The 26,908-nt window shown below is 69.6% G+C and carries 21 protein-coding genes and 1 pseudogene; 13 read left to right on the plus strand and 9 right to left on the minus strand.

The window, feature by feature from the left end; genetic code table 11:
- Positions 1 to 62: 62 nt before the first annotated feature.
- A complete protein-coding gene (locus tag ACIRJR_RS00955) occupies positions 63 to 611 on the plus strand; it encodes a hypothetical protein (RefSeq protein ID WP_403771831.1) in 549 nt (182 codons plus the stop codon).
- Between the two features lie 118 nt (positions 612 to 729).
- Positions 730 to 2,250, plus strand: coding sequence for a PQQ-binding-like beta-propeller repeat protein (locus tag ACIRJR_RS00960; RefSeq protein WP_403771834.1), 1,521 nt, complete (start codon positions 730 to 732; stop codon positions 2,248 to 2,250).
- Positions 2,251 to 2,566: 316 nt separating this feature from the next.
- On the opposite strand, the gene ACIRJR_RS00965 is transcribed toward ACIRJR_RS00960, so the two are convergent.
- Both ACIRJR_RS00965 and ACIRJR_RS00970 read right to left on the minus strand, forming a co-directional pair.
- Positions 2,567 to 3,250, minus strand: a complete 684-nt coding sequence (locus ACIRJR_RS00965) for an ABC transporter ATP-binding protein (RefSeq protein ID WP_403771837.1) — start codon at positions 3,248 to 3,250, stop codon at positions 2,567 to 2,569.
- Positions 3,247 to 4,335 (minus strand): ABC transporter permease, encoded by a 1,089-nt coding sequence (locus ACIRJR_RS00970; RefSeq protein ID WP_403771840.1) that lies wholly within the window; start codon positions 4,333 to 4,335, stop codon positions 3,247 to 3,249. The genes ACIRJR_RS00965 and ACIRJR_RS00970 overlap by 4 nt, the downstream gene beginning before the upstream one ends.
- A 173-nt stretch (positions 4,336 to 4,508) precedes the next feature.
- On the opposite strand from ACIRJR_RS00970, the gene ACIRJR_RS00975 reads away from it, so the two are divergent.
- From ACIRJR_RS00975 to ACIRJR_RS00985, 3 genes are all read left to right on the plus strand, one after another.
- Complete coding sequence (locus ACIRJR_RS00975) at positions 4,509 to 5,729, plus strand: sensor histidine kinase (protein WP_403771843.1); 1,221 nt, start codon at positions 4,509 to 4,511, stop codon at positions 5,727 to 5,729.
- A complete protein-coding gene (locus ACIRJR_RS00980; protein ID WP_403771846.1) occupies positions 5,726 to 6,361 on the plus strand; it encodes a response regulator in 636 nt (211 codons plus the stop codon). The genes ACIRJR_RS00975 and ACIRJR_RS00980 overlap by 4 nt, the downstream gene beginning before the upstream one ends.
- Positions 6,362 to 6,559: 198 nt before the next feature.
- Positions 6,560 to 7,132 carry a recombinase family protein gene (locus ACIRJR_RS00985; protein ID WP_403771849.1) on the plus strand — a complete coding sequence of 191 codons (573 nt, stop codon included), beginning with the start codon at positions 6,560 to 6,562 and terminating at the stop codon, positions 7,130 to 7,132.
- Positions 7,133 to 7,346: 214 nt separating this feature from the next.
- On the opposite strand, the gene ACIRJR_RS00990 is transcribed toward ACIRJR_RS00985, so the two are convergent.
- On the minus strand, positions 7,347 to 7,592 hold the full coding sequence (locus ACIRJR_RS00990) for a transposase (protein WP_403771852.1): 246 nt from the start codon (positions 7,590 to 7,592) through the stop codon (positions 7,347 to 7,349).
- Positions 7,593 to 8,070: 478 nt separating this feature from the next.
- Between ACIRJR_RS00990 and ACIRJR_RS00995 the strand changes: the two genes are divergently transcribed.
- From ACIRJR_RS00995 to ACIRJR_RS01030, 8 genes are all read left to right on the plus strand, one after another.
- Complete coding sequence (locus ACIRJR_RS00995) at positions 8,071 to 8,418, plus strand: hypothetical protein (RefSeq protein ID WP_403771855.1); 348 nt, start codon at positions 8,071 to 8,073, stop codon at positions 8,416 to 8,418.
- Between the two features lie 289 nt (positions 8,419 to 8,707).
- Positions 8,708 to 8,962: a hypothetical protein gene (locus ACIRJR_RS01000; protein ID WP_403771858.1), complete on the plus strand. Its 255-nt coding sequence runs from the start codon at positions 8,708 to 8,710 to the stop codon at positions 8,960 to 8,962.
- Between the two features lie 54 nt (positions 8,963 to 9,016).
- Positions 9,017 to 9,250, plus strand: coding sequence for an alpha/beta hydrolase (locus ACIRJR_RS01005; protein ID WP_403773730.1), 234 nt, complete (start codon positions 9,017 to 9,019; stop codon positions 9,248 to 9,250).
- A 246-nt stretch (positions 9,251 to 9,496) separates the two neighbouring features.
- A complete protein-coding gene (locus ACIRJR_RS01010) occupies positions 9,497 to 10,012 on the plus strand; it encodes a hypothetical protein (protein WP_403771861.1) in 516 nt (171 codons plus the stop codon).
- A gap of 12 nt (positions 10,013 to 10,024) precedes the next feature.
- A complete protein-coding gene (locus tag ACIRJR_RS01015) occupies positions 10,025 to 11,041 on the plus strand; it encodes a hypothetical protein (protein WP_403771864.1) in 1,017 nt (338 codons plus the stop codon).
- Between the two features lie 170 nt (positions 11,042 to 11,211).
- Positions 11,212 to 11,532: a hypothetical protein gene (locus tag ACIRJR_RS01020; RefSeq protein WP_403771867.1), complete on the plus strand. Its 321-nt coding sequence runs from the start codon at positions 11,212 to 11,214 to the stop codon at positions 11,530 to 11,532.
- Positions 11,533 to 11,682: 150 nt separating this feature from the next.
- Positions 11,683 to 12,687 (plus strand): hypothetical protein, encoded by a 1,005-nt coding sequence (locus ACIRJR_RS01025; RefSeq protein WP_403771870.1) that lies wholly within the window; start codon positions 11,683 to 11,685, stop codon positions 12,685 to 12,687.
- Between the two features lie 44 nt (positions 12,688 to 12,731).
- Positions 12,732 to 17,204 carry a hypothetical protein gene (locus ACIRJR_RS01030; protein WP_403771873.1) on the plus strand — a complete coding sequence of 1,491 codons (4,473 nt, stop codon included), beginning with the start codon at positions 12,732 to 12,734 and terminating at the stop codon, positions 17,202 to 17,204.
- A gap of 67 nt (positions 17,205 to 17,271) precedes the next feature.
- On the opposite strand, the pseudogene ACIRJR_RS01035 reads toward ACIRJR_RS01030, so the two are convergent.
- The 6 genes and pseudogenes from ACIRJR_RS01035 to ACIRJR_RS01060 form a co-directional block, all read right to left on the minus strand.
- Positions 17,272 to 17,475 (minus strand): annotated as a pseudogene (locus ACIRJR_RS01035) (transposase); the annotation flags it as partial.
- A gap of 122 nt (positions 17,476 to 17,597) precedes the next feature.
- Positions 17,598 to 18,197: an SMI1/KNR4 family protein gene (locus ACIRJR_RS01040; RefSeq protein ID WP_403771876.1), complete on the minus strand. Its 600-nt coding sequence runs from the start codon at positions 18,195 to 18,197 to the stop codon at positions 17,598 to 17,600.
- Positions 18,198 to 18,677: 480 nt separating this feature from the next.
- Entirely contained in the window at positions 18,678 to 19,937 is a 1,260-nt protein-coding gene (locus ACIRJR_RS01045; protein ID WP_403771879.1) for a TIGR02679 family protein, read from the minus strand.
- On the minus strand, positions 19,928 to 24,043 hold the full coding sequence (locus ACIRJR_RS01050) for a TIGR02680 family protein (protein WP_403771882.1): 4,116 nt from the start codon (positions 24,041 to 24,043) through the stop codon (positions 19,928 to 19,930). The genes ACIRJR_RS01045 and ACIRJR_RS01050 overlap by 10 nt, the downstream gene beginning before the upstream one ends.
- Positions 24,040 to 25,272, minus strand: a complete 1,233-nt coding sequence (locus ACIRJR_RS01055; RefSeq protein WP_403771885.1) for a TIGR02678 family protein — start codon at positions 25,270 to 25,272, stop codon at positions 24,040 to 24,042. Before ACIRJR_RS01055 ends, ACIRJR_RS01050 begins: the two co-directional genes overlap by 4 nt.
- Entirely contained in the window at positions 25,269 to 26,897 is a 1,629-nt protein-coding gene (locus ACIRJR_RS01060; RefSeq protein WP_403771888.1) for a TIGR02677 family protein, read from the minus strand. Before ACIRJR_RS01060 ends, ACIRJR_RS01055 begins: the two co-directional genes overlap by 4 nt.
- Positions 26,898 to 26,908 lie beyond the last annotated feature (11 nt).

A 26,908-nucleotide genomic window follows, 5' to 3' on the forward strand; every position in this document is an offset into this window, starting at 1 on the left:
CGTGCACGAGGTTGCGGACGGCGAACGCCCGGCCGACACGACATCAAGAGAGAAAGAACACCATGTCGCATATCAATCGCACCACCGGCACACAGCCCACCCGCCGCGGTGGGCGATGGGAACGCTACCGGGTCGCCCACCCGTTCTCCGCCAAGGATCAGGCGGGGCTGTGGGGCTTGATCCTGGGCGTCGTAGCACTGGCCGTCCTGCTCGGCTGGGCACTCGACATGAAGGGCGGTGTGGTCATCGTCGCGGCGGTCCCCTTCATCATCACCTGGTTCGAGAAGCGACGCACCGCGTTCCAGTTCGACGCAGCCGGCGCCCGGTTCGGCCACGTCCTGCTGCCGTGGACGGACGTCACCCAGTTCGTCGTGGCCACTCCGCCGAACGACCGGCACGCGCTGATCGGCGCACGCCTGCGTCCCGGTGCGACCTTGCCGGCGGATGCCGTCGGCCCGTCGCAGAACCCGGCCATGCCCGCACCGATCCATGTCGCCGTTCCGCGTACCAGGTTCGATCTGGCGAAGATGGTCCGCAAGGCGCGTAAGTACGCCCCGCCGCACATCGAGATCGTCGTCGCCGATCCGTCCGGCGAACGCGCAGCAGGTTAGGGGCCACCCCATGTCCGCCAGCCATGAACATGCCACCGTGAGATGAGGAGAGAAAGATCGTGACGTTCCGAGTGCGGCGGGGCGAAGACTGATGCCTCGCTCGCCACAGCCCTGGGACATGCCACCCCCGGAGCAGCGACCGGTGCCGGGCAACCCGTACGCCACGGACGGCTACGGCCCTCCGGTGCCGCCGGGCCGCCGCAGGCGCTTCGGGACGATGCCGGCGATCGCCGCGGCCGTCGTGCTTCTGCTCCTGGTGGCAGGTGGAGCGGTGTACGCCGTCTCCGGCGGCGGGTGGGGCGGCTCCACCGCGCCCGAGGCGGAGAAGGCAGCCCGTCCCTCCGGGACGCCGACCGCTCCCCGTACCCCCGCGGTCCGTACCCCCGAACCGAAGCGGATCCCGACGTCGAAGGAGATCAACGCCGCGCGCGAGCCGGGGGATGCCACAGCGTGGATCGTCGACGACCGGACCGATCTGCCCCGTCGGAACATTCATCTCAACGATCTGTGGATCGTCGGCGACGCCGTCGTCCAGGCCGTGTACAGGAAGGTCACCGCCCACCGGCTCTCGGACGGTGCCGAGCTGTGGAGCGTGCCGTTGCCCGCTCCCGTCTGCGAGACACCGGTCGACCCGACCCCTGACGGCAAGGTCGTCCTGGTGTACAAGAACAGCCAGGCCCGGAACGGGAACCGGTGCAACCAGCTCCAGATGATCGACCTGCGGACCGGGAAGGCCGGCTGGCACCGGGAGCTCACCGAGACCGGCTCCGGGGACGACACGATCATCGTGCACACCGCCATCAGCGGGGGCACCCTCGCGGTCGTGCAGGGCATGAGTGCCGCCGCGTACGGGGTCGGCGACGGCGCCAAGCTCTACGACATCCCGATGGAAGACCCTGGGAAGTGCTACCCCGACGACGTGGCGGGCGGCTCCCGGCTCCTGGTGAGCTCCGACTGCGCGATCGGTTCCGACCGCAGCAGGACCTACAGCCAACTCCGCGAACTCGACCCGCGCACCGGCAAGGTTCTCCGGCGCTTCCGGACCCAGCCGGGCTGGAAGGTCGGCAAGGTGCTCTCCGTCGACCCTGTCGTCTTCACGACGCTCCACGCAGAGGAACGCAACGACAACTGGCGGATCGTCGCCCTGGGACCCGGCGGCAAGGTCCGCACCACCATCGACGCGAGGCAGAAGGGCTTCAAGCACTGTGCCGACATGGGGGACGCGGGCGAGGGCATCCAGAACTGCGACGGCACCGCCGTCGGCAAGGACACCGTCCATCTGGGGGGCACCGACCAGGTCGGCGCGTACGACCTCACCACCGGGAAGTTTCTCTGGGGCGTGAAGTCCGATGACAGCACCCTTCACCCCCTGTACGCGGAGGACGGCACGCACGCGCTCGTGTACGAGGCGGCCTCGCTGCGCAAACCGGGCGGGATCATCCGGTTCGGCCCAGGTGGCGTGGACACGGACGAACAGGTGCTCCGGCATCCCGAATCGGCCCGGGCCTCGGAGTACGGGATGCTCGCCGGGAACCTGGCCTACGCCAACGGTCGGATCGTCATCACGCCGTCGTTCGTGAACGGCGACGACGCGCGGCCCGCGGCCCGCATGCTGTCCTTCGCCGCCGAGGCCCCGTGAGCGGGCCGTACGGGCGCTGATGTCCGGCACCGGCACCGTGCCGCGTTCTGTATGCGGGCAGACGATGGACCACCTTGCCGTCCAGGACGCGACCTTCCGGAGGTTTGGCCGCTTGCCACCCGAGTTCGAGCCGGCGTCTCCTACGGCGCGGGCATCAGCCTGCTGATGCCCGCATGGACGCCGTATCGACCGGCTCCCGCAGGTTCAGAGGCCCGGCAGAGGGCGGTCGTGCCCGGTCGGCATCTTCGCGTTCCCTTGGCCGCCGCCGCAGACCCGTGGAGCCGCGTGTGCGGCCGGTACGCACGGGTTGCGCGTCCTACCGGTTCACCGCCGGGAGGCGCAGGCGTCCGTCGTGGGCTTCGGCGATCTGGTCGACGGCGGTGAGGTGGGCGCGGTCGTGGGTGACCAGGATGGTGGCGGTGGCCTGCTGGTGGGTGAGTCGGGTGATGAGGTCGATGACGGCGGCGCCTCGTTCGTGATCGAGGGCGCTGGTGGGTTCGTCGACCAACAGGACGGTGGGAATGTTCATCAGGGCGCGGGCGATGTTGATGCGCTGGCGCTGGCCCCCGGAGAGCTGGTGGGGGCGGCGGCCTGCCTGGTCGGCGAGGCCGACGGCGTCGAGGAGTTCCATGGCTCTGCCGCGTGCGGTGCGGGGTTTGCGGCCGTCGATCTGGGTCATGACCTGGAGTTGTTCGGCGGCGGTGAGGGAGGGCAGCAGGTTCGGCTGCTGGAAGACGATGCCGATCTTGTGGCGGCGCAGTTCGGTCAGTTCGCCGCGGCTGAGGCCGGTGGTGTTCTGGCCGTCGACGGTGACGGTGCCGGTGTCGGGGGTGATCAGCGTGGCGGCGACCGCGAGGAGGCTGGACTTGCCGGAGCCGGAGGGGCCCACCACGGCGCTCAGGCTGCCGTTGGGGACTGCCAGGCTGACCTGGTCGAGGGCGGTCAGACGGGTGTCACCGTCGGGGTAGGTGAGGGTGATGTCGGTCAGGTTCAGGCTCATCGGACGCTCCCGAGGGCGGTCAGCGGGTCGACGGAGGTGATGCGGCGGATGGAAAGGGCGGCGCCGAGCGCGCCGAGGACGATGATCACGAGGGCAGGGACGAGGACGGTGGCGGGGGTCAGGAGGAACGGCACGGCGGAACCGGACACCAGGGCGCCGAGGGCGGCGGCGCTGCCGGTGCCGATCAGGGTGCCGCCGACGAGCAGGACGACGGCCTGGCCGAGGGCGTCCTTGAGCAGGTTGGCGGTGGAGGCGCCCAGCGCCTTGAGGACGGCGACGTCGCCGCTGCGCTGGATGGTCCAGACGGTGAAGAAGGCTCCGATGACCAGGGCGGAGATGGCGAACAGGAAGCCGCGCATCAGCTGCAGCGAGCCGTTTTCGGAGGTGTAGGAGCCGATCGCGGACAGCGAGTCGTCGGTGGTGAGCGTCGTGGTGCCGGCCTGGCGGTCGGTTGCGGCCGTGTCGGCCTGCGAGGTGGTGTTCAGGGCGATGACGGTCGCGGTCGTTCCGCGGTCGGTGCCGGTGGGCGGTGCGGTCTTCTGCCAGGTGTCCAGGCTGGTCCAGATCACCGGGGTGTGGCTGAAGTGGGCGTCGCCCTGGACAGCGGCCACCTTGAGCTGCTGGCCTGCCAGAGTGAGGGAGTCGCCGGGCTTCACGCCAAGGTCGTCGGCCGCCGTGGTGGACAGCACCACCTCGTTGTTGGTGATTTCGTCGCTGTCCGGGGCGAGGCGGGAGCCGGTCTCGACGCCGAAGGCGGAGACCCCGGTGCTCTTGTCCCGTGCCGTGGCCTTGGTCGTGGTGATTCCCAGAGGTTCGGCGCTTTCGACACCGGGTGCCTTGGACCACTGCTGCCACTGCTGCCGGGTGACGGTGGAGTTGGAGTACGACGGGTCCTGCCCCCCGCCGGGCGCCTGGAAAGCGATCTTGTCGGTGGGCAGGCCGGTGATCGCGGAGATGTTCTGCTGGCCCAGTCCGGCCGTCAGCCCGGACAGCAGCCCGACCAGCAAGGTGATCAGCACGATGACGGTCCCCATCAGGGCGAAGCGCCCCTTGGCGAATTTCAGGTCTCTCCAGGCGACGAACACGGCCTTGGACTGTCCTTTCCAGCAGCGGAATCGGGTATGACTCCACCGTCGCCGCCGGCCCCCCGTGCGCGCGTCTGGCGCAGGATGGCACCTGGCGGGCCGAAAGACGGCACGCGAGTTGTAACTTTCGACGGAGGCCCCGCAGCCGCAGTCTCCGTAACCTGGACCGCACTGTGAAAACCGCTGCTCCCGCCCTGACTCCGACCACCCGGCCCCTGGCCTGGTGCCTGCACCTGCTGGTCATCGGCCTGCTCGCACTGACCGCCGCCCGGGCCGTGACCGGCGAGGGGCGCCCCGCCGGTTGGATCACCGCCGCGTCGGCGGCGTGCGGCCTGATGTACGCAGCCGGCCCCGTACTGCCGGTCATACGGCGCTCGCGAGGTGCCGCCGCACTGTGGCTGGCCGCCGTGGGCGCCTGCTGGCTGGTGCTGCTCGCGCTGTCGCCCGACGCCGTGTGGGTGGCCTTCCCGCTGTACTTCCTCCAGCTGCACCTGCTGCCGAGTCGCGCCGCACTGGCAGTCGTGGCCGCCACCACCGCCGCTGCGATCGCGGGTTTCGCCGCCCACCAGCAGTCTTTCCACCCCGCCATGGCCATCGGCCCCGCCCTCGGCGCCGCCGTCGCGGTCGCGGTGGTGTGGGGATATCAGGCCCTGTACCGGGAGAGCGAACACCGCCGACGCCTGATCGAGGAACTCACCTCCACCCGCGCCGACCTGGACGCCGCCCAGCACACCGCCGGGGTGCTCGCCGAACGCGACCGTCTGGCCCGCGAGATCCACGACACCCTCGCCCAGGGCCTGACCAGCATCCAGCTGCTGCTGCGCGCCGCCGAACGCGCTCTGCCCCAGACTCCGCAGGACGCCGCCCGCTACGTCGACCAGGCACGGCAGGCCGCCGTCGACAACCTCGCCGAGGCCCGCCGCTTCGTCGCCGCCCTCACCCCGCCCACCCTGGAAGGCACCACCCTGGCCCACGCCCTGGAACGCCTGTGCACCACCACCTCGGCCCGCCACCGCCTCACCGCACGCTTCCACCTCACCGGGGAGCCCGCCCCGCTCGCCACCGCGCACGAGGTCGCGCTGCTGCGCATCGCCCAGTCCGCCCTCGCCAATACGGTCCGCCACGCCGACGCCACCACCGCTGACGTCACGCTCAGCTACCTCGGCGACCACGTCGCCCTCGACATCGTCGACGACGGACGCGGCTTCGACCCCCAGCGCCTGCCCGCCCCCGACCTCGAGACCGGCGGATTCGGCCTGGCCACCATGCGCGCCCGCGCCCAGTCCCTCGGCGGCACCCTCACCGTCGAATCCACCCCCGGCCACGGCACCGCCCTGGCCGCCCAGCTGCCCCTCACCCCGCCAGCCGAGAGCGAACCCGAGGCCCGCCCGTGACCGACACCCCCATCCGCCTGCTCCTGGCCGACGACCACCCCGTCGTACGGGCCGGACTGCGCGCCGTGCTGGAAACCGAACCCGGCCTCGTCGTCACAGCCGAAGCCGCCACCGCCGAGGACGCCGTCACCCGCGCCGCCGAGGGCGGCATCGACGTCGTGCTCATGGACCTGCAGTTCGGCAAAGGCATGGGCGGCGCCGAAGCCACCGCCCAGATCACCGCCCGCCCCGGAGCCCCCCGAGTGCTGATCGTCACCACCTACGACTCCGACGCCGACACCCTGCCCGCTATCGAAGCCGGCGCCACCGGCTACCTCCTCAAGGACGCCCCGCCCGAGGACCTGGCCGCCGCCGTACGCACCGCGGCCGCCGGGCGCACCACGCTGGCGCCCACAGTCGCGGACCGGCTGATGAACCGGCTCCGCACACCAGGCACCGCCCTGACCCGGCGCGAGAGCGAAGTCCTCGCTCTGGTCGCCGACGGCCTGTCCAACCACGCCATCGGCAACCGCCTCCACCTGACCGAAGGCACCGTCAAGTCCCACCTCGCCCGCATCTACACCAAACTCGACGTCGACTCCCGCACCGCCGCCGTCGCCACCGCCACCGACCTCGGCCTCATCCGCCGCTGACCCGAACGCGCGCCACGCCCGAAGCCGACGCGATCTGGTACCGATCGAGCCACCGCGACGGACAGCCGTTCTCACAAACGACCATCTGGGAGAGTTCTGAGAACGGGCCCCCGGGTGATCACGTTTCCGCAGGTCGCCGTTCGCAAAAATCTTCTCGAAACCGGTGTGTTGTGAGAGGCACTTCCAGAGAGCGCCTCCATGGATCTGACGCCCCATCAGTCCGCACGTGCGATTGGACGTCACGACTGCCCGAACTGTGACGCGCCCGCCGGCAGCGCCTGCCGCACCCGGGGCGGGAAGACCGCCGCGAACTACCACACCCCGCCCTTCGTCTTCGTGCCCGCGGTCGGCGAGGAACTGGAGATCCCCGTCCCCGCCGACCGCGCTTCCGGCCGCGCGTGGAAGCAGGGCTCCACACTCGCCGTCGTCCCCGCACCCCGCACCGAGCTGCCGGTGAGGATCGGGTACGCAAGGACATCGACCGCCCGCCAAGAGCTGGCGAGCCGGCTCGAAGCCCTTCACCGGGCCGAGTGTCACAAGGTCTTCAAGGAGCAGATCAGCACCCGGGTGAAAGTGCGGCCGGAGCTGGAGAAGGCGCTCGCGCTGGCCCACCAGTTCAAGGAGGCCGCACCCGATACACCGGTCATCTTCACGGTGCACGAGCTGAAACGTCTGGCCAGGAACGCGGCCGAGCCGATGACGCTGTCCGCCGAGCTCCAAGCCGGCGGCATCCGGCTCGAACTCCTCACCGGCCTGCTCACCGGGATCTAGGACCCCAACGGCATGGGAGCCATGTTCTTCGCCGTGCTCGCCGGCTACCGCCACGAAAGCGAACGGCTGCTCCAGCTCGCCGCCAACTGGCGCGAGGCGGCGCTGGAACTCGGCGAGTTCGCCCCGCGGCGCCCGCCCTCCGGCTGGTCAGCGAGACGACAGCGGGGGATGAGGACTGAGGGCGGTGGCGCGTGGGCGACGGTCCAGGGGCCAATCACCGGCGTTTCGCGAGCCTCTTGTAGCAGGTGAGGGCTGCTGCGAGGCCGAGGAAGGCGAGGAAGTGGCTGCCTTTTCGCTCGTACCGGACGGTGAGGCGGCGGTATCCGAAGAGCCAGGACATCGACCGCTCGATCTTCCAGCGGTGCCGTCCGAGCCGCTCGCCGGACTCGATGCCGGGGCGGGCGATCGTGGGATGAGGTTCCGGCTGCGGAGCCGGCGCAGGTGCTCGGCGGAGTAACATGCCTTGTCCGCACGGACCTTCCCCGGCCGCCGCCGGGGTCCGCGCCGGGATCGGACGGCGGGTATGCCCAGGATGAGCGGCTTGAACGCCTGGGCGTCGTGCATGTTCGCCCCGACACCGCGACGGCCAGCGGCAGGCCCTGGGCCTCGGACAGCACATGCAGTTTGCTGCCTTTCTTGCCACGATCGACGGGATTCGTCCGGTCAGCGAGCCCCCTTTTAGCTCGTACCGACGCGGCGTCGACGATCGCGGACGACCAGTCCAGATCGCCTCGACGCGACAGATCAACCCTCACGAATCAGCTACATGCCCGTGTGGAGGCTCAGTCGTTGTCACCGCAGGCACCAGATAGCCTGCGCGAAGAGCAGTTCGAATCAACCGGTCTGTCACCAGAGAGGCGTTGCGGTTGCCACACATGGGCGACGCCTGGGTTGAACGGGTACCGGTGCGTAGCATTCCTCGCGAGGAGCTCATCGCCATGCTTCGCGAACAGACCCAGGCATGTGGACCTGCGCGTGAAACCTTGATCGCCGGGGGGACCTTCGTCGTCTTTGACGGTCTGGTTCCCGCCAACCGCCACGCGGGGGTATTCGGACGCCGCATCCGCTCAGCTGCCCGCCGTGGCCACACGATCGAGGGCCTTGCCGACACCGTCGAAATCCTCCGACAGTACGGGGAAGAGCTTCTTCGTACTGGTTTGATTGATTCCGTGGACAGGTCGTCGGTGTTCACGATCTTCCTGAACTCTTCAGCGACAGAAGTCCTTGGCTGTGCCGGCGGGCCGCGGCCCGAACCACCGCAAGTGCCAGCAGACGTCCCCGGGTGACAATCTGTCGGCCTTGGTGGCAACTACCGCGCTTCGGCGCTCAATGCCGCATCAACGAACCGCCACGTGAGACATCCTCTTGGTCGTCGTGCTCGCAAGTTCCGCCAGCTGACGCGTACTCCACGCCACCAGAATCCCTTTCTCCGGCATCGTTTCCGACGCCCATTCAGAACCGTGCCCCAGGGGCACGGTCAACCACGGCCGGTTCCACGCCGGCCCTTGTTGACCCTGCCCCGAGGGCACGGAGTGGGATGGTCGCGACCCCGAACCGGCATGCGGAGACTTTGACATGAAACGGCAAAGCAGTGTCGGCCAGAGCCTGGCCCTCCTGGCGGTCCGCGGCCTGTCACCCGTTCCCAGGGAACCGGCGGACGGGGCATTGTCACCGACCGACAACGCCCTGACCGTGTTCCTCTCCGTCACCTGCAACGACGTCGAGTGGCCCGAGGACGGCAACACCTACCGGCGGGGCGTCACCGAGGACCGCGAACGCTATCCGTTGTTCGGCGCTGCCACCGCCAACATCACACCATGTGCCTTCTGACCCTACGCCGCCGCCGAACCGCCGGTGAAGATCGCCCCCGAGGGCCTGCGCAACGTGCTGCTCCTGCAGAACCGGCGGGACGCGTCGACCCCGCATCGGGGCGGGAAGACGCTGCGCGAGAAGTTCGGGGACCGGGCGCGGTTGGTCACACGAACAGGTTGGCCCGGGCCGTTCGATCGCGGACACCGGAAGCCCCATGTCACACACGCTGCCCTCGGAGTCGGAGTGTCATCGCCGTACAGCGATGACACCAGGGAGCTCCTGACGGACTGGCGATCTTGGTCGTGAACCCGTCCACCAGGCGAATTCTTCACGCCCGCCGTCGAGGACGCCTACCCGACCCCCCGTCAGGCCGAAAGAGTGTCACTACCTCCAGGACCAGCCGAACCCGCTGGTCACAGCCACAACTCAGCGTCTCGTCCGGACCCGGAACGAGTGAGCCTGACATGTCTCGATCACGCAACATCCCTGGCCAGAGCACCCCCCACGGTGTGAAGATCCTTCTCGCACAAATGATCTTAGGATGGAGATTCGATGACGGGCATCCGCTTCAAGAAGAAGGCAGCCGCCTTCGCCACGTCCTTGGCAGCCGTAGCGGCTGTGATGGCGACCGCCGGGCCGGCGCATGCGGCGGAGTTCAAGGTCACCGACAACTGTGACGTGCCGTGGATTACATGCTCGTACGGTGATCTGTGGCTCTTCTATAACACGAAGCAATTCGCCGTCCAGGACGGCTACATCAAGTCGGCGTTCACGACTTTCTACAGCAACGTGTCCGACCACTCGGGTACGAGCCAGTACCAGGGATCGTCACTGACGACCTATCGGTACGTCTTCGGCAACGGTGGCAACGGCAACGGCGCGTACATGAAGAACAATGCGGGGTCCGTGCAGAACTGCGCCCGAGATGACAACTACCGCGTGTACTACAACTCCGGCTACGGCGGCGCATCGCAGTACTTCGCGAAGAACGGGCCCTACGGAGACTGCAATCTCACCGACCTGATCTCCGCTCTGCACAACAACAACGCCTCCTCCCACTTCGCGTAAGAAGGAACCTCCGTGAAGCACACCAAGCGGATAGCCACCGCAGTAGCCCTGACCGCGTCGATGTTCCTGGTCAGCGCCTGCTCCTCCGACACGGCCCCGGACGCCACGCAGAACGTGGCGGACGGCAGAACGATCGTGAACAAGGAGAACTGGCCCGAGAAGACCCCCACCAGGGGCCTGACCAAGGATCTGACCCTTCCCCTGGAGACGTACATGGCCTCCTACGAGGACCAGGTGGCCGTCGAGCAGGCCGCCAACGATCTCCAGCAGTCCTGCATGAAGGACTACGGAATCGACCTGACGCTGCCACGAGCGGGCGCCAACCCGCCTCCCAGCGACAACGATGCCAACATCGAGCGCCGTTACGGCATCACCGACCGGGCCGATGCCGAGAAGTACGGCTACCAGCTCGCCCCGGCACTGCAGGAGCACACCGAGCAGCCCCTGCGCGATCTGTCCGGTGTCGAGGTCGAGGTCCTGACCGGCCACACCAAGCCCGAACCGCTTCAGGCGCCCAGGGGCGTTGAGGCCGGAGAGCCGTTCGCCGGCCCGGGCCAGGGAACCAAGCCGGCTCGAGCCGAGCACAACGGGAAGAAGTTGAAGGCGGGCGGCTGTATCGGCTGGTCCAAGGATCAACTCGGTGTGAAGGAAGCCGACCCGATCATCGTGGCACAGCTCTCCGGCGACAGCCTGATGCAGTCGATGAAGGATGACGCAGTCATCAAGGTCATCGCCGCGTGGTCTTCGTGCATGGACGGCAAGGGACACGCGGGCCTTGCGGATCCGTACAAGGCGATGGACCAGGGTGTCGCCGACGACGGGGAACCGTCGCAGGAGTCCATCGCTCTGGCGGTCGACGACATCGACTGCAAGGAGCAGACGGATCTGGTGAAGGTCTGGTCCGATGTGGAATCTGCGATCCAGGACAAGCAGATCGCCGACAACAAGAGCCGGCTGGCCGGGATCAAGAAGCAGCGCGGCATCGAGATCGCTGCCGCGCGTCAGCAGATGGCGGCCTCCTCCCAGTGAAGACCGACGGCGTCGCGCCCGGACCGTTCAGGGTCCGCGCGCTGTCCCTGATGGCGGTGTGTGTGCTGGCTGCCGGGTGTACGGGCGAAGCCGCTGACAGGGCCTCCGAGTCGCAGCGGCCGGTGACTCCGAGCGCGGAGGAGAGCAGTCCGGAGGTGCGGCCGTCGCCTGTGGCTTCGGTGCACTCCGAGGGCCGGACGCGCGTCCTGGAGTACGGAGACCTGGTCGTGCGTGCCACGCCGGAAGGCAACGGGGTACGAACCGAGATCGCGGTAGCCAATACCTACGAGCGCGATGCGACGTACTCGGTGCAGATCAGCATCGCCGACGGTGAGGGCTGGACCGCGTACAACCGCTTCTGGCTCCAGGATGTCCCTCCGGGAGAGACCGGGCGGCAGGGCTCGGTGATCGGTTCGAAGGACATGGGTCCCCCTCCGGAGGTTCCGAAGATCTACGTCGACGAGTTCAGTCACGTGGTCGACAAGAAGTAGAAGGGGGAACACCGCACGGCGGCGTCCCATGCGAAGGATCCGCCGGACGATCCGAAGGTGTCCATCGATCGCGTGCAGCACTACTGAGAAGTGCGGCCGGCACGCGCCACGCACGTGGGCCACCTCGCGTCACGTAGGGAAGGAAAACCCATGCACGAACTCAGGCGAACGACCGCCGCCATCACTGTCATGCTCGCGACACTCTCGCTCGGTGCCTGCTCCTCGTCGGAATCGGCCTCCGACTCGGCCAAGGCCAAGGCCAAGGCCCCGATCGACCGGGCCGACTGGCCTGCGGAGGTGCCCACTGCCGGACTGGTCAAGGGCCTGGAGCTGCCGCTCGAGTCCTACCTGCCCTCCTACGCGGATCAGGTCGCCGTCGACACCGCGCTGCGCACCCTGCAGACGCGGTGCATGTCCGAGTACGGGCTCACCATCGACCTGCCGCGCCCCGGCGCGAACCCGCCGCCCCACAGCAACGCCGTCTCGATCGAGCGGCGTTACGGCCTCAGCGACCGCGCACAGGCACAACAGTACGGGTACGGGCTGCCGGAGGAGCTGACCCGAAGCCTCGAATCCGTCGAGGAAGGGCTTTCAGGCATCGAGGTGGAGGTCCTGACCGGGCGGAAGAAGCCCGAGTCCGCCCCGCCCAAGGGCGCCAAGGGCGCCAAGGGCGCCAAGAACAGCTACGGCAATTTCGGCAGGGTCCCGGAGCCCGCGCGCGCCGAGCACAACGGAAAGAAGCTGCACGAGGGCGGCTGCGCCGGCTGGGCGAATCGGCGGCTCGATGTGAACGAGGAAGATGCGGGCTTTGTCTCCGTGCTCGCCTCGACAAGCCTCTCCGAGTCCCGGCCGCTGAAGCCGGTCGAGAAGGCCCTCAAGAGCTGGTCGGCCTGCATGAAGGACAAGGGCCGCAAGGCCGCCGATCCCTTCCGGGCGATGGAGCAGGGCTACGCCGACGGCGACGGCACCACCAAGAACGCGATCGAGCTCGCGCTGGACGACATCGACTGCAAGGAGCAGACCCGTCTGATCGAGGTCTGGTTCGAGGAGGAGTCGGCCGTCCAGAAGCGGCTGATCGAGGAGAACAAGGACCAGCTTGCCGCCGTCAAGAAGCGCATGGGCGAGGTCCTTGCGGCCGCGAAGGCAGTCAAGTAAGCAGAGAGGGAACACAGTTGAGACCGATACGTACCCGTCTGCGCGTGCCGATCACCCTTGCGGTGACCATCGCGCTGGCGATACCGCTGAGCCTGCCCGCGCAGGCCGGGGAACCGAAGCCGCCCAAGGGCGCGGCGCAGGGGTGGAGCGACACCACCCAGCAGCAGCAGAAGCTCTCCCTGGAGCCCTCCGCGATCCCCGAGAAGGACCGCGCCGGCCTGCTCGGCAAGGGCTACGAGAGATCCGCGGACACCGCGGTCACCACGACCGGTGACGGCACCGGCTTCCACCTCCTTGCGGGCAAGGAGAAGGACGGCTACCAACTCAGCACGGTGGCCAGCCTGTTCGAGGAGGGCTTTGCCTCGGACACCTGGATCGGCAACCACTGCGTCACCGAGTCCGGCACGTACGCGGCCGTCTCGTACGCGCCGCGGATGTTCACCAACAAGCCCGAGCTGATGGTGCGCGGCGCCTTCACCGCGGTGGTCGACCTGACCTCGGGCAAGGTCACCAAGCTGCCGTTCCAGTCGTCGCTCGCCTACTTCTCGCCCGGCTGCGGCCAGGGCGATCAGGCGGTGTTCACCCAGCTCACCCATGACGGTGACGACAAGCAGCAGACCCGTCTGATCACCGTCGACGCGGCCACCGGCACGGAGTCGACGCCGGTCACGCTCGCCGGCCAGATCACCTCGGCGATCCCCACCGACGCGGGCGTCGTCGCCGCCCACGGCAACAAGCTGGTACGGATCAACGGCACGGCCGAGAAGACCCTGGCGTCCACCACCACGGTGCCGTTCCAGATCACCGCCGACGCCGACGGCGGTATCACCTTCATCGACCGCGAGTTGGACAAGAAGGCGTCCGACAAACCGGCCGCCTGGGCCAAGCACCTGGACCGTGCGAAGGTGAGGCAGGGCAAGAAGACCGAGCCCGTCACCGTCGCCTCCGGCGGACTGCACGCCTGGGACCTGACCCGCTCGGCACGCGGCGAGGTGTTCGTCACCGGTGACGCCACGTCCAGGTCCCTGCCCAAGCGGGTGCACAACCCCGGCAAGCTCCCCAAGGGCGCGGCGATCTCCAGCCACGCCCAGGCGGCCCTGACCACCACCTGGTCCGACGGGAAGACCACCCTGGTCAACCCGGAGGACGCCGCCAAGCCGCGCACCGCCCGTACGGCCCTGCGCATGCTGGGCTCGGGCAGGTCCGTAACCCTCGACCTGCGCCCCGGCGCGCACCGCGTGGGCGACGGGGCACAGGGGCGCGCCGTGTCCCCCGCTCTGCCCACCGGCGGCCCGGTCGACTCCGGCCCGGACACGGGCAAGAAGAGCACAGACGGCCTGTCCACGCAGAGCGTCCGCACCCAGGCCCTCACCGCGCAGGCCGACAACCCGAGCGAGGGCACCGGGGAACGCTACTGCGCGGTGGCCCGCAACGACGTGAAGAAGCAGGCGTTCCAGCCCACTCCGCGCCAGGTCGAATGGGCCGTGGACCAGGCCGTCGTCGGCGAGCTTGACTTCTACCGGTCGCCGGACTGGAAGAACACCGGTACCGGCGGCTACCAGCCCCAGGGCCTGTTCCCGCCGACTGTGCTCGCTGGTGACCCCAACGGGACCCTCGACAATGAGGACCCGGACGTCACCGACAAGTGGCACATCCCCGCGCAGGTGATGCTCGGCATCACCGCGCAGGAGTCCAACATGTGGCAGGCCACCCGCTACGCCGTGCCCGGTGTCACCGCCAACTCCCTGATCGGCAACTACTACGGTGTCGACTACGCCGCCTCGGGCGAGCAGCTCGACCCCTGGCGGATCAACTGGGCGGACGCCGACTGCGGTTACGGCATCACCCAGGCCACCGACGGTATGCGCCTGGCGGGCAGGACCAAGCCGGGCGAGACCGCGCTGTCCACTCTCGCGCAGGAAGCCGTCGCCCTCGACTACACGGCGAACATCGCCGCCGGTGTGCGGATCCTGTCCGAGAAGTGGAACCAGACCTACAACGCCGGGATGAAGATCAACGGCGGCCACCCCAAGTGGATCGAGAACTGGTTCTTCGCCCTGTGGGCCTACAACTCCGGCTTCTACGACACGGCTGACTCCCAGGGGCACTCGGGCGTCGGCTGGACGAACAACCCGGCCAACCCGCTGTGGAAGGCCAACCGCGTTCCGTTCCTGCAGAGCGCGTCCAACCCGGCGGGGGACGACTACAGCCACGCCGCGCACCCGCAGGACTGGCCGTACGAGGAGAAGGTGATCGGCTGGGCGGCCCGTCCGATCTCGGCGATGTTCGCGCCCGGTGACTTCCAGGCCGGCTACCGCCCCGCCTGGTGGACCACCGATGAGGACCGGACCAACGCCAAGCCGCCTGTTGACCTGTTCTGCAGCGGGTCGAACTACTGCGATCCGTCCAAGATCGGCGACAACGACTCCAACGACCAGGGCATGGGCGCCTGCACGCTCGACGCGGGTGACAGCGACACCAACCCGCACTGGCTGCACTGCTGGTGGCACGAGGAGATCACCAAGGAACAGTGGAAGGACTGTGAACGCCTCGCCGAGTGCGGAAACGGCGTGCACCGCTTCCCCACGTCCTACGGCGAGCAGGCCGACGCCGGCTCCTACCCGCCGAACTGCTCCATCGGGTCTCTGCCCGCTGACACCTTGGTGGTCGACGACGTGCCCGACGGCACCACCCCCGCCGGGGTCGGCACCAGCCGCGGCTGCGGGTCGGTGAAGTCGAGCGGCACGTTCAGCCTCGACTACGCACCGTGGGACACCCAGATGGATCTCACCGATGACGGAACGGACAACCCGACCACTGTCACCACGTATCCGGGGAAGATCGACACGCACCAGATCGGCGCGGGCTACGGCAACCACTTCTGGTTCACGCACACCCGCTCGCCGGAGTCCTACCCGGCCAACGCGAATCGTCTGAAGGTCACCGGCACCTGGAAGCTGAACGCTCCGCTGACCAACACGACGCGTCAGGCGAAGGTCTACGCGCACATCCCCGACCACGGGGCGCAGACCTCCAACGCCGTCTACCGGATCCAGACCCCGACGGGGGAACGGGCCGCCGCGGTCTCCCAGAAGTCGAATCAGTCCAACAAGTGGGTGAGCCTGGGCGCCTACACCTTCGGCGACCAGATCCCCGAAGTGCGTCTGGACAACTTCAACGGCGGCTCCGGAGACGCCGACATCGCCTTCGACGCCATCGCCTTCGTGCCGGGAACCTTCACCGGCATGGCGCTCACCGGCAGCATGACGGCCGACCCGACCGCTCCGGAGCCGGCGCCGGTCGAGCCGGACGAGGACATCACCGACGGCCTCCTCTCCGCTGCCGGCAGCTCCTCGGCAACAACCGCCACGGCGGCGCCGATGACGATGGCCGCTACGAGCACCGCGTCCTGCTCGACGGTCAACCACTCCCTCAGCCGCAAGCGCACCACCGGCTGTATCCACAGCGACTACGGGATGACGGAGTACTCGAACACCGTCCCGATCGGAAACGCGGCCTTCGACCTCTACATCACCTACTACCTCGACCCGAAGAGTGCCGAGTTCTCTCAGGTCACCACGATCCGGCTCAAGATGATGGACGGCACGGCGAAAACCGCCACCTTCGACTACGAGACCAAGTGCCGCGGTTACTGCGACGTCACCAGCGTCGACTGGAACGGGTCGAAGACCTTCTCCAAGGGCGACACGCTCCTGCGGACCGTCACCACGCGGTTCAAGTGGACGCCCAGCGGCACCAAGAACACGATCACCCCGTACCTGTCTCTCGGCGGTAAGATCAACACCACCACGATCGTGAACCCGTCCGAATTCGAGAGCACCAAGCTGGACGTCCGCTGCGACTCCCAAGTCTCCAACGCGGGTACCGGCTGCGTGTTCTCCGGCTACAAGCCGACGTATGTCATGAACTCCAAGAAGTTCCCCGGGGCCGCGGCACACATCGACTTGATGTGGCGCAAGACCAGCATCAAGTGGGGTCAGCGCAGCAGCGGCAAGCCGCTCACCTACCTCGGCAACAAGAAGGTACCCGGCGGTACTCGCCTCCAGAAGACCGTCAACCGGGAGAAGCTCTGCACGAAAAGCTCCACGAACTTCAACGAATACGACGTTCCGGGAGACCCCAACCAGGGCACTGGGCTCTTCAGTGACCTGTGGACCGCCGATTCGGGGACCGCGAAGACGGACTCCATCACCTGCGACGAGTTCTCCTTCGCCAACTCTTTCCAGAGCGGCGGCAACATGACTGGCCCGAATCCGGTCAGCACCAATGGCAGCGAGTGTGTGCAGACTTACCTCAAGCGCAACTCCGACGGCACCATGAGCCTTCACCTGCGGCCTGACTACCCGGACCCGGTCTGGAACGAGCCCTGCGGCCGGTCCAGCATGTCGAGGTGGCAGAACACCCAATCCATGCAGCCCTTCGGCGGATTCATCCGTGAACAGCGACTGATGGAAGACGACGACTACTGGGTCGACCTCGACGGGTTCACCCCCTGACAGAACCCCACACAGGGAGGGCCCTCACGGGAGCCTTGGGTTCAAGGGGTCCTCACAACACCTGGTTTCAGGTGGTGAGTAGTTCACGTAGACGCTCGGTCGGGGCATCCCAGCCGAGCGTCTTGCGTGGGCGGCCGTTGAGTCGCCGGGCTACGCGCTCCAGGCCTTCGGGACTTTGGGCCCTCAGGTCAGTGCCCCTTGGGAAGTACTGGCGCAGGAGTCCGTTCGTGTTCTCGTTCGAGCCGCGTTGCCAGGGCGAGGCGGGGTCGCACTCCCTCGATCCCGCACGATCATCACGTTCGACGGCCACGGTCCTCGCAACTCCCGCAGATCGCGGGTGTTGCGAGGGCCGTCAGAACCCAAGAACATCTACGGGGGCCTTCCCCCTGCGCCTCATTGGAGGGTGACGCAGCCATCCTGGATCCGCTGGCTGGTTTCCTCCGGACCAAGGATTCGCTCCAGATCCTCGAGGACCGATGCGAAGAATTCCGAAAGATCCGGGAAGAGGTCCATGGTCTCTACGTCGCCGTCACTCCACTGGCCCACCGAACCCGTCTCCGCGTCGACGAAGAAGCCATACATCTCACCACACGCATACGACTCAGCGGCGAAGGGAATCCACTCCTTCCTCCAATAGCCCTTGTCCTCGCTCGGACCAGGCATCATCTGATGATGCAGCCGCTCGATACTCGACAGAGGCAGCAGCGCCCATCCGCCGACGAGGAACTCGCCTTCCGGGCAGGACCCCGCCAGGCCGTTCGACCCATCGAGCCGGGTGACGGTCCCGTTGTTGACCTTCAGATAGGCACGCAGATCCTCCGGGAACCGCACACCTGCCTTCTCCTCGACAGCGGCGATCTCCTCCTCGCGCGCCGCATCCCCCAGAGCACGGTGACTGACCGGGGCATACTCACGCAGCCAGGACACAACACGCTGCCACGACTCACCTATATCACTCGGCACGCAGACCTCCATCAAAAATGCACTGTTCACGCTGGGACATTCGCGCGGCAGGGAAGATCCTGCCCCTGCGTCACAAGCAAATTCCAGCGCCACGGCCAGTTCACGCCCACACCGCCCCCTCTGCTGACACAGCCAGGAACGTAGGCGGGAGCCCGTGTCGCGGGGCCTTTACGGACCCTGAGCCCCAGATCGGGCCATATCGAGCACGACGTCACCTGCAGAACCCAAGCACCTGACGCCTCATCAGGACGTGCGCCAACCGTGCCTCAGAAGGGCCCAGCGTGCGTCGAACACGCGTGTCGTGCCCCGCACCCTCTTTCCGACCAACATCATGGGCCAGGCCCGCCGGCCGACAACACCCCGCACCCGGGTGGAGGAACTCCTCGGTCTCGGACGCCAACGACTTCGCGCTGCACCGGGAGAACCCCATCACCGTCCCTGCTGATGTCTCCGCCGAACCCGGAACGGTGCACTCTCAACTGCCCCTGTCCAGACGGACGTTCACGATCCTCACGTGAGATCGGACAACAGCGGCTCCAGCTCCCTCTCCTCCTCGACACGAACACCGAGTTCGGCGACGGCCGTAGCGAGTGCGGGCTCCCAGGGGGTCTCCGTCGGGGTGCTGACGAGCGGTGACAACGGAGGTTGGACACAGCGGAGCACGGCGGCGCGGTAGTCCGCGGCCGTGTAGCGCCAGGGCAGCCAGGGGACGCGGCGGCGAAGGACGCCGGCGATCCGAAGCCCTCCCCAGTCGAAGTCCCCGTGGTAGTACAGGGTCGCTCCGTGGTCGCGCAATCCCCGGAGCAGTGTGAGGGCGGCGGCGGAAGGCTGGCCTTGGAGGCAGACCAGGGGCGGGCAGGCAGGGCCGAGCATGTCGGCCGCCGCCGCGAGGACGGTCGGGTTCTCGCAGATCCGCACCACGGGATCGGCGACGGCCGGAGGCCTGCGGGTGAGCTGGCGAAGGGTGAGCACACAGGGTTCGCCGTCTTCGGCCAGGCGGTCCAGGGCCGGGGTGCCGCGCAGGTTCAGGGTCAGGACGGTCGAGGACAGCTCGTCCCGCAACAGCCCCACCGAGGCCCAGGCCTCACGTCGCCATTCGGCGCCCTGACCATCGTGGAAACCGGTCAGCGCACGGGCCCCGGACAGAGTGAGGGTGGCCAGCGGTGTGCCGTCGTCAAGGGCGTGGGCCCAGCCGAGGACCCGGGCAGCGAAGGCGGGCAGCGAGACGACCGGGACGGCGGGGAGTGCGTGCAGGGCGGTGCACACACCGGTGAGCAGGCCGAACGTGACGTCTGGTGTGCGCCCCAGACGCCGCGCCAGGCCGTCGGCGCGTATCCGGGCCGCCCACTCCGCAAGCGCGGGGACCGTGGCGACGAGCTCATCGAGCGGCGTGTGCGCCCTCCCCCAGGCTTCCTCCTCCTCTTGGCGGGCTTGAACGAGCGATGTGACAGGCCCGGTGAGCGCCACGACCGCGGCGGCGAGGCCGTTCGGGCTGGCGCCCGAACGGCGCAGTACAGCGTCGACCGCTTCCAGCCGTACGGTCAGAGACCTGCCGCCACCGGGGGCCCGGGCGAGAAGTCGTTCGGCCGCTGCTCGCTGGGCCGGCGTGGGATCGGCCAGGGACACGGAACCAGTCATTGGCTGCCCGGCCACCAGTCGTCGGCGTGCTCGTTCGACGAGCCAGGAGAGGTCCGGCGTGCCGAGCAGCCTGGCCAGCCGCGGGCTGTCGACTGCTTCGGTGCCGGGCTCGGGCCCGTGGGTCAGCCCCACAGCGACTCGGTCTCCTCAACGCGGGGCGCGTCCTGGAGGGCGTCCCGTACGGGGTCCTCGCGGCGCTGCCGTCGCGTGCCGTCCCATTCCCACCGGGTGACGAGGACCGCCGCCACCTCGTCGATCCGGGACAGCTGGGCGATGGCGATGCCGGGCACCTGCGGGTAGCAGGCCCACTCCCGTTCGCTGGTCATGACCACATCGAGGTCGAAGGCGCTCAGGAGGCCGAGGCACTTGGCGCGGGAGTCGTCGTCCACGCCCGCGAACGCCTCGTCCAGGGTGACCAGGCGGGGCGCGTGCGGGCTGCCCGCGCTGGCGTAGTGGGAGGAGGCGGCGGCGAACAGCGGTACGGACACGGCGAGGACGCGTTCACCGCCGGAGGCGGGTCCGGTGGCGGGTACCCAGCGCCCGTGCTGGTGGCGTTCGACGCCGAATTCGTGCCAGGAGCGGTAGTCGAGCGCTGCGGTGAGGTGCTCGAGCCAGCTGCCCGGGCCGTCGTCGGACTGCTGGCGGGCGATCTGGGCCTGGAGGAACTCGCCCACCGCCGCGCGATCCTCCGACGTCCAGGCGTCCGCGGACTGGCGCAGCCTCTCGCGGGCTTGGTCCAGTCCGGACGGGGCCTTGCGCGAGGCCCGCCACACCAGCCGGAGTCTCATCCCGGTGGAGGTGGGGCGGTCCTCCAGTTCGGTGTTCATGTCCCGCACCTGTCGTTCGGCGGCACCGATGAGTTCCTGGAGGGTGCCGGCGACCTCGGTGATCAGGTGGGTTTCGAGGATCTCGCGTTCGTGCGCGGACAGGATGCGGGTGAGCTCGCCGACCTCCGTGGCGAGTGCTTCGGCGAGTTCGGGCACGGCGCGCTCACGGCCCTGGTAGACGATGTCGACGACCATGCCGTCCTCGACCATGCGGGCGGACGCGCTGTGTCCGTGCCGGGACAGTGTGTCCTGAAGGGCCTTGAGTTCCTCGCTGAGTCGGCGCTGGACGCGTTCCCAGGCCGCGTCCGTGTCGTCGGTGGACGACAGGCCGGAGTCGATGGCCCGGGCGAACGCGATGGCCGGGGTCGCGGCCCAGTGGCCGTCGTCCGAGGCGGGGACGGTGACCTCCGGCAGCGCGACAGCGACCAGGCCGGTGGCCGTGAAGCGCTGGAGCGCGGCGATGGCCTCCGCACGTGCGTCGACGACTTCGGCAAGCTCCTTCTCCAACTGCTCGATCCGCCCTTCGGCCCGGCTCGCCTCCCGGTCCGCCTGGGCGTGACGCTGCCCGGCGTTCTTCCGGTCGGTCTCACAGATCCGCTGTGCCTCGGCGGTCTCGGCGAGGCGCCGTTGGAGTTCGGCGACGGCGGCGCCGACGGTGGAGCGCAGGGTCCGGTGCCGCTCGTCGGCCGCCGCCGCCTCGCGCGCCGCCTCTTCCGCCCGCCGGGCGAGGCCGACGACCCGCTGCTCCGCCTCGGCCGCCTCGGCACGCTCGTCGTCCACCTGCCGTGCGGCCTCCCCTTGTTCGCGCAGCGCGGGCCACAGAGCCGCCAGCGCGGTGGCGAGGGAGCCGAGGGCGTGACGCACGGCGGTGAGTCCGGCCCGTTCGGCGGGCAGCCCCAGATCAGCGGCAGCCTCGGTGAGCTCGGCGGCAGCCCGCTCGGCGAGTTCAGCCGCCTCGACGACCTCGGTGGCACGCCCTTCGTACCGGGCACGGGCCTTGCGCACGGTCTCGGCGGCGGCGCTGACGAGCGCGTGTGCCCTGGTGAGCGGCGACTCGTCGGGGACGTCCGCGAGCTCGGCGTCGAGCGTGCGCCGTCGTGCCGCGATCGCCGCGGAGCGAGCCGCGAGAGTCTCCGACTCCTCGCGCAGAGAGGCGAGTTCGATGCCGAGCGCCGCGACCCGGGCCCGGCGCGCTGCTTCGCGTGCGCCCTCGCCGATGTACGTGGCGGCGGGCTTGGCCCATATGCCGGTGAGCGCACCGACCCGGAAGCGTCCGTCGGGTGCCGCCCATGTCGTGGCTCCTCCCCCACTGTCGAGGCCGATGCAGGCGAGCAGTCGGGGCACCGACGTCTCGTCCAGGGCAGCGGCCCGCCCGTCGCCGTGGTCCGCGGCGGGGCCCAGAACGTCTGCCAGTGAGGGGCCGCTCACCGGTCCGTTCGCCGGGGAGAGGAGGACATCGTGTCCGTTCACGGCGAGGGCGGAGCCGTCGGGCAGCACCCAGGCGTCGAGCAGCCCGGAGGCTTCGAGCGCCGCTTCGAGCCCGGCACGGCCGGCTTCGGGCAGTTCGTCACGGAAGTCGACCAGGCGCCAGAGCGGCGCGCCCGGCAGCGTTTCGCGCAGGCCGGGGGTGCGCGTCGCCGGGGGCCGGGGCTCGCGTCCGGCGCCGGCTTCCAGTGCGGTGAGTTCGCGACGGGCCTCGGCGGTGCGCTCTGCCAGCTCCGTGGTCGCGCGGGCGGCTTCGGCCGCCTGGTCGGCGAGGTCCACCGAGCGGGCGGTGTGCGCCCGGGTGGCCGAGACCCGCGCCGGGTAGGGGCCGTCGAGGTGGCGGGTCCACTCCTGGAGTTCGTCCAGGAGGCCCGTCGGGTCGGCGTAGGACAGCTCCTTCCAGGCGCGGGCGCGTTCGCGTACGTCGTCCAGGAGGGCCCGGCCCGCCCGTGCCGCGTTCTCCTCCGCCTCGCCGTGCGTCTCGGCGGCCAGCGCGTGGTCGGTCTCCGCCTCGTCGAGACGGCCCGACCCCCGGCGGTGCTCGGCGGCGGCCTGTTCGGCCACTTCGAGGCGGCCCTCGATGTGGCCGAGCGCCCGCCGGGCGCGGTCCGCGGCTTCCTCGACGGCCCGCCGCGATGCGGGCTCGGGCAGCAGGTCGTCCGCCGGCAGGGCGACGTGCGCGGCGGCTGCCTGCTCCCGCACGTGGGCACAGGTCTCTTCAGCGCGGCCCCGCGCCGCCCGCAGCCGGTTGTCGGCGGTGCCGAGCCGCCCGAGGGCCTTGGTGTGAAGGGCGTCCGCCTGCTGTTGGTCCTCCCGCGCCCGGTCCGCCGCCTGCCCGGTTCGCGTCACGGCCTGGGCGGCGTGCTCCAGCTCTCGGGCGTCGCGCATCTCGGGCGCCTCGCGCAGCGCTGCCTCCTGGGCCCGCAGACGTTCACCGGTCTCGGCCAGGGAGCTGATCTCCTCTTCGGCCGCCGCTCGCTTCTCCTCGGCCCGGGTTCGGCGCTCCTGGTCCTCGGCCAGATCTCGCTGCACGCGCTCGTAGCGGGAGTGCTCGGTGCGAGGGAGCCGGGCGCGGCGCCGGGTGGCGATCCGGGCGTACCGCCGGTAGTGCTCCAGGAAGGCGGAGGCGGCCCGCTCGGCGGCGGACGCGGCGGCCAGCTCGTCCTTCTCCTCGTCCAGGGAGCGGAACGCCTCGGCCACGTCGGCGACGACGGCCTGGTCCACGGGCGGCAGCGCCTCGGTGAGGGCACGGGAGAGAGCGGCTTCGTTGGGCCGCTTGGAGAGCTGGGGCTGGCGCAGCTGGATGAGCAGGTCGACCAGGGCCGCGTAGCGCTGCTCTCCGAGGCCGAAGAGCGCTTCGTCGACGGCCCTGCGGTACGCCTTGGCCTGGTCGTACACCATGCCGTGCCCGGCGACGGCCTCGGCGAGACGGTCCCTGGACAGGGCCGTGCCGGTGGCGTCGAGGAGCCGGAAGCCCTCCTCCGTCCGTTCGGTGGAGCCGTGGTCGACGCGCTGGCGGGTGACGGCGTACCAGTGTCGGGCGATGCCCCGCCCGCTGACGGCCTTGAGCCCGCACAGCAGGGTGCGGAAGTGCTGCTCGCCGGTCGCGTCGTCCAGCCTGCCGAATTCGATCCAGGTGTAGCCGAGTCGTTCGGTGTGCGGGTGCTCGCCCCCGAGGAGCAGGTTCCACTCCATCCGCTTGCCCGGGTCGCCGTCGGGTTCGACACGACGCGGACTGAGGTCGCCGTCGAGCAGGAACGGCAGGGTCAGGGCGAGCACCTTGGACTTACCGGTGCCGTTGTTGCCGCGCAGCAGCAGGCGCCCGTCCCGGAAGCGGAACTCCTCCACGTCGTAGTGGAACAGGTCGACGAGCCCGATGCGCAGGGGTTGCCAGCGGGAACGCCGCGGGGTGGGGAGGCGGGTCACGAGGTGGCCTTTCGCTGCGGAGGCACGGGGGCGGAACCGGGTTCGCGGATGACGGTCTCGCCGACCGCGTACCGGGCGAGGGCGGGTCGCACCACGACCGCGTAGGGAGTACGGGAGACCAGGCCGAGCGCGGCCAGCCGGGCGACGGCCTGTTCGACGAGCTCGGTCTCCATGCCTGGCTCCCGGGCGGACTTCGACCAGAATCCGCCGTGCTGGGAGGCGAGTTCACGGATCCGAAGGGCGAGCTCGTCGAGACCGACGGGGCCGTCGGCGGCGGCCAGGTGCTCGGCGAGCAGCAGGGTGACATGGCCGTAGGTGCCCTGTTCGGGCATGCGGAGGTCGGTGAGGTCGTCTTCGGGGTCGACCATGGCGATCCCCTCGGCCCGCACCTCGGCGACCAGTCCGGTCAGCTCGGTGATCCGGGCGGTGAGAAAGCCGCGCTGCCGGGTGAGGTAGCCGAGTTCGGCGTCGCTCAGGTCGTCGTAGTAGAGCACCGGATCGTCGAGGAGCCTGCGGGTGAGCGAGCGGCGCATCGCGCGGAAGCGCAGCTCGTCGCTGTCCATGGCCGCTTCGGCGACGAGTTCGGCGAGCCGGTCGTCGAAGGCTTCGGCGTGGACGGTCGAGGGCCCGCGGCGGGATGCCAGAAGCCCGGCGAGGACCCGGCGTTCGACGTCGTACAGGACATCGCCGGCCCCGCTGACGTAGGCCTCTTCCTCGCCCGCGACCCGCCTCAGCACGCCGAGGCCGAGCAGCAGCCGTACGACGGCGGCGAGATCGAGGCGCTCGTCTCGGCGTTCCAGGGCGAACTCGATCCCCGTCGCGGCGAGTCGGGGATCGGCGGCATCGAGGACGATCTGGTCGGCGAGGCGCCCCAGGGCGATCTGGGCCTCGCCGCGTTCGAGGGCGGCGAGCGCGAGGCAGAGCAGGACGTAGCGGCGTCGGGTGAAGGGGGCAGCACCGCGGGTCGTGTCCCGTGCGGGGTGGGTGGGGTCGGTCAGGACACCGGGACTCTTGCGCAGCCGCACGGCTTCCGTGTCTGCCTGGAGCGCCCAGCCGGTGTTGCGGTCGAACCACTCCCGTAGCTCCGACGCGTGCCGGCGGGCGAGGCGGAACTCGTCCGCGTACCGGCCGCGCGCGAGCAGAAGCGGCTGCTTGAGCAGGGCGCGGGCGGCCTTGCGCAGCTCGGCGGCGTGCTGGCCGTCCAGGACCTCGGCGAGTGGTGTGGTCATCGTCGGGGTTCTCCCTCCGTCGGACGGTCTCCGCCCGCCAAGCCGTCTCCGTCCGCCAAGCCGTCTCCGTCCGTCAGGTCGAGGATTTCGATGAGGTGGTCCGGGCCGCTGAAGACACCGCCAGGGGTGCGGACCTCGGCGGTCATACCGTCGGCGAGTGCGGTGAGTCTGATCCCCATGGAGCCGTCGCTGCTGGTGGCGGTGGTGTGCCGCATACCGGGCCGCCATGTGGCCAGGGCGTCCCCGAGCAACTGGAGGAACAGCCCGAAGGAGTCCGGGTCGAGCTCACCGAGGCCGGACAAGCGCGTGACGCCATGGGTGACGAGCCGGGCGCGGGCGCTGACCGTCTCGGCGGCCTGCTTGGCAGCGGTCTCGGCGAGCGAGCGCCGCAGCTCCTCCCGGTCCTCGACCTTGCGGGGCTTGCCTCGCCGCTCGTAGCTGCCGGTGCGGCGCAGCTGCGGGCTGATACGCAAGGGCTCGGCCTCGGCCCACGGAGTGGCGGCCGGGACGGGCCGCGCCGCGCGGGCGGCGAGGGTGTCGGCGTCGACGGTGAGATGCCGGGCCGGATAGAGGCCGAAGGCGGCCCGCCACAGCCGGTGCCGGGCATCGTCGTCGGGCGCCTCGGCGAACCAGCGCGCCAGCGTACGGAAGTCGGCCGACCGGTCGGAGCGGCCGGACCGGCGCTCGCTCAGCGCTCGTACGACGGCGAGGAGCTGGGGAATCGCGCCGAGTGCCCGGCCGCGCAGGAGCCTGGCCTGCGACTCGCGCCCGTCCCTGCTGAGGAACCACGCGCCGAGCCCCGACCAGCGGGCGGCCCACCGCTCGTACATCTCCCGCTCCGCGTTCGCGGCCTCCTCCGGCGAGGCGTCGACGGCCTCCCGCCCGGCGGCTGCGCGAAGCAGGGGCTCCACCCTCCCGTCCTCCTCCAGCTCCAGGATCAGCCGCGCGATCCGTCCGCCCAGCGTGATCAGGTCCTGGATGAACCGCTCCAGGTACTGGATGAGCCGGTCCTTGTAGGCGAGGAAGACCGCCTCTTCGACATCGTGCAGGTCGATGGTCTGCTGGAGCGATCCCATGAAGGCCCGCGCGTTGTCGGCGAGCGCGGCGAACCGGCTGGCCAGCGCGTCGAGCGCCAGATGCGCTTTGGCCGGATCGGGCTGCTCCTCGGCAGCCAGGACGAGAAGGGCGCGCAGCTGGGTGACGATGTCGTGCAGGGCCACGGCCTGGAGGGCACCGCGCCGCCCGAGCGCCTCGTCATAGGCGGACAGCGCCTCCTCGGCGGCCTCCCCCTCCCGCGTGAGCTGGTAGATGAACCGCTTCCGGTAGAAGTCCTCGACCGCGGTCACCCGGGCGGTATCGGGATCCGCCCGCAGATTGCCCCAGCCGACGAGCCTGTCGAGCGCGCCGACGACGGCGTCCGGCTCGGTGGGACGGACATCCGTCGGCAGCGCGGTGTGCACGTCCTCGGGCCGCAGGTGGACCGCGAACCGTTCCTTGGCCGTCAGGAACGTCCGCATCACGTGGCGGTAGAGCGGGGTGTTCGGCACCGTGAGATGAGCGAAGGGGCCGAAGTCCGACGGCTCGGGAAGGGGGCCGGCGGAAGCACCGGGGGCGGTGACAGTCATCGCCGCCATTG

Source organism: Streptomyces sp. NPDC102402 (assembly GCF_044765765.1).
Lineage (GTDB): Bacteria > Actinomycetota > Actinomycetes > Streptomycetales > Streptomycetaceae > Streptomyces.

Bases quoted from the DNA above. Each gene is read 5' to 3' on its own strand.
- ACIRJR_RS00955 (WP_403771831.1), top strand. From the start codon at position 63: ATGTCGCATATCAATCGCACCACCGGCACACAGCCCACCCGCCGCGGT.
- ACIRJR_RS00960 (WP_403771834.1), top strand. From the start codon at position 730: ATGCCACCCCCGGAGCAGCGACCGGTGCCGGGCAACCCGTACGCCACG.
- ACIRJR_RS00965 (WP_403771837.1), bottom strand. From the start codon at position 3,250: ATGAGCCTGAACCTGACCGACATCACCCTCACCTACCCCGACGGTGAC.
- ACIRJR_RS00985 (WP_403771849.1), top strand. From the start codon at position 6,560: ATGGATCTGACGCCCCATCAGTCCGCACGTGCGATTGGACGTCACGAC.
- ACIRJR_RS00990 (WP_403771852.1), bottom strand. From the start codon at position 7,592: ATGTTACTCCGCCGAGCACCTGCGCCGGCTCCGCAGCCGGAACCTCAT.
- ACIRJR_RS00995 (WP_403771855.1), top strand. From the start codon at position 8,071: ATGCTTCGCGAACAGACCCAGGCATGTGGACCTGCGCGTGAAACCTTG.
- ACIRJR_RS01000 (WP_403771858.1), top strand. From the start codon at position 8,708: ATGAAACGGCAAAGCAGTGTCGGCCAGAGCCTGGCCCTCCTGGCGGTC.
- ACIRJR_RS01010 (WP_403771861.1), top strand. From the start codon at position 9,497: ATGACGGGCATCCGCTTCAAGAAGAAGGCAGCCGCCTTCGCCACGTCC.
- ACIRJR_RS01025 (WP_403771870.1), top strand. From the start codon at position 11,683: ATGCACGAACTCAGGCGAACGACCGCCGCCATCACTGTCATGCTCGCG.
- ACIRJR_RS01055 (WP_403771885.1), bottom strand. From the start codon at position 25,272: ATGACCACACCACTCGCCGAGGTCCTGGACGGCCAGCACGCCGCCGAG.
- ACIRJR_RS01060 (WP_403771888.1), bottom strand. From the start codon at position 26,897: ATGACTGTCACCGCCCCCGGTGCTTCCGCCGGCCCCCTTCCCGAGCCG.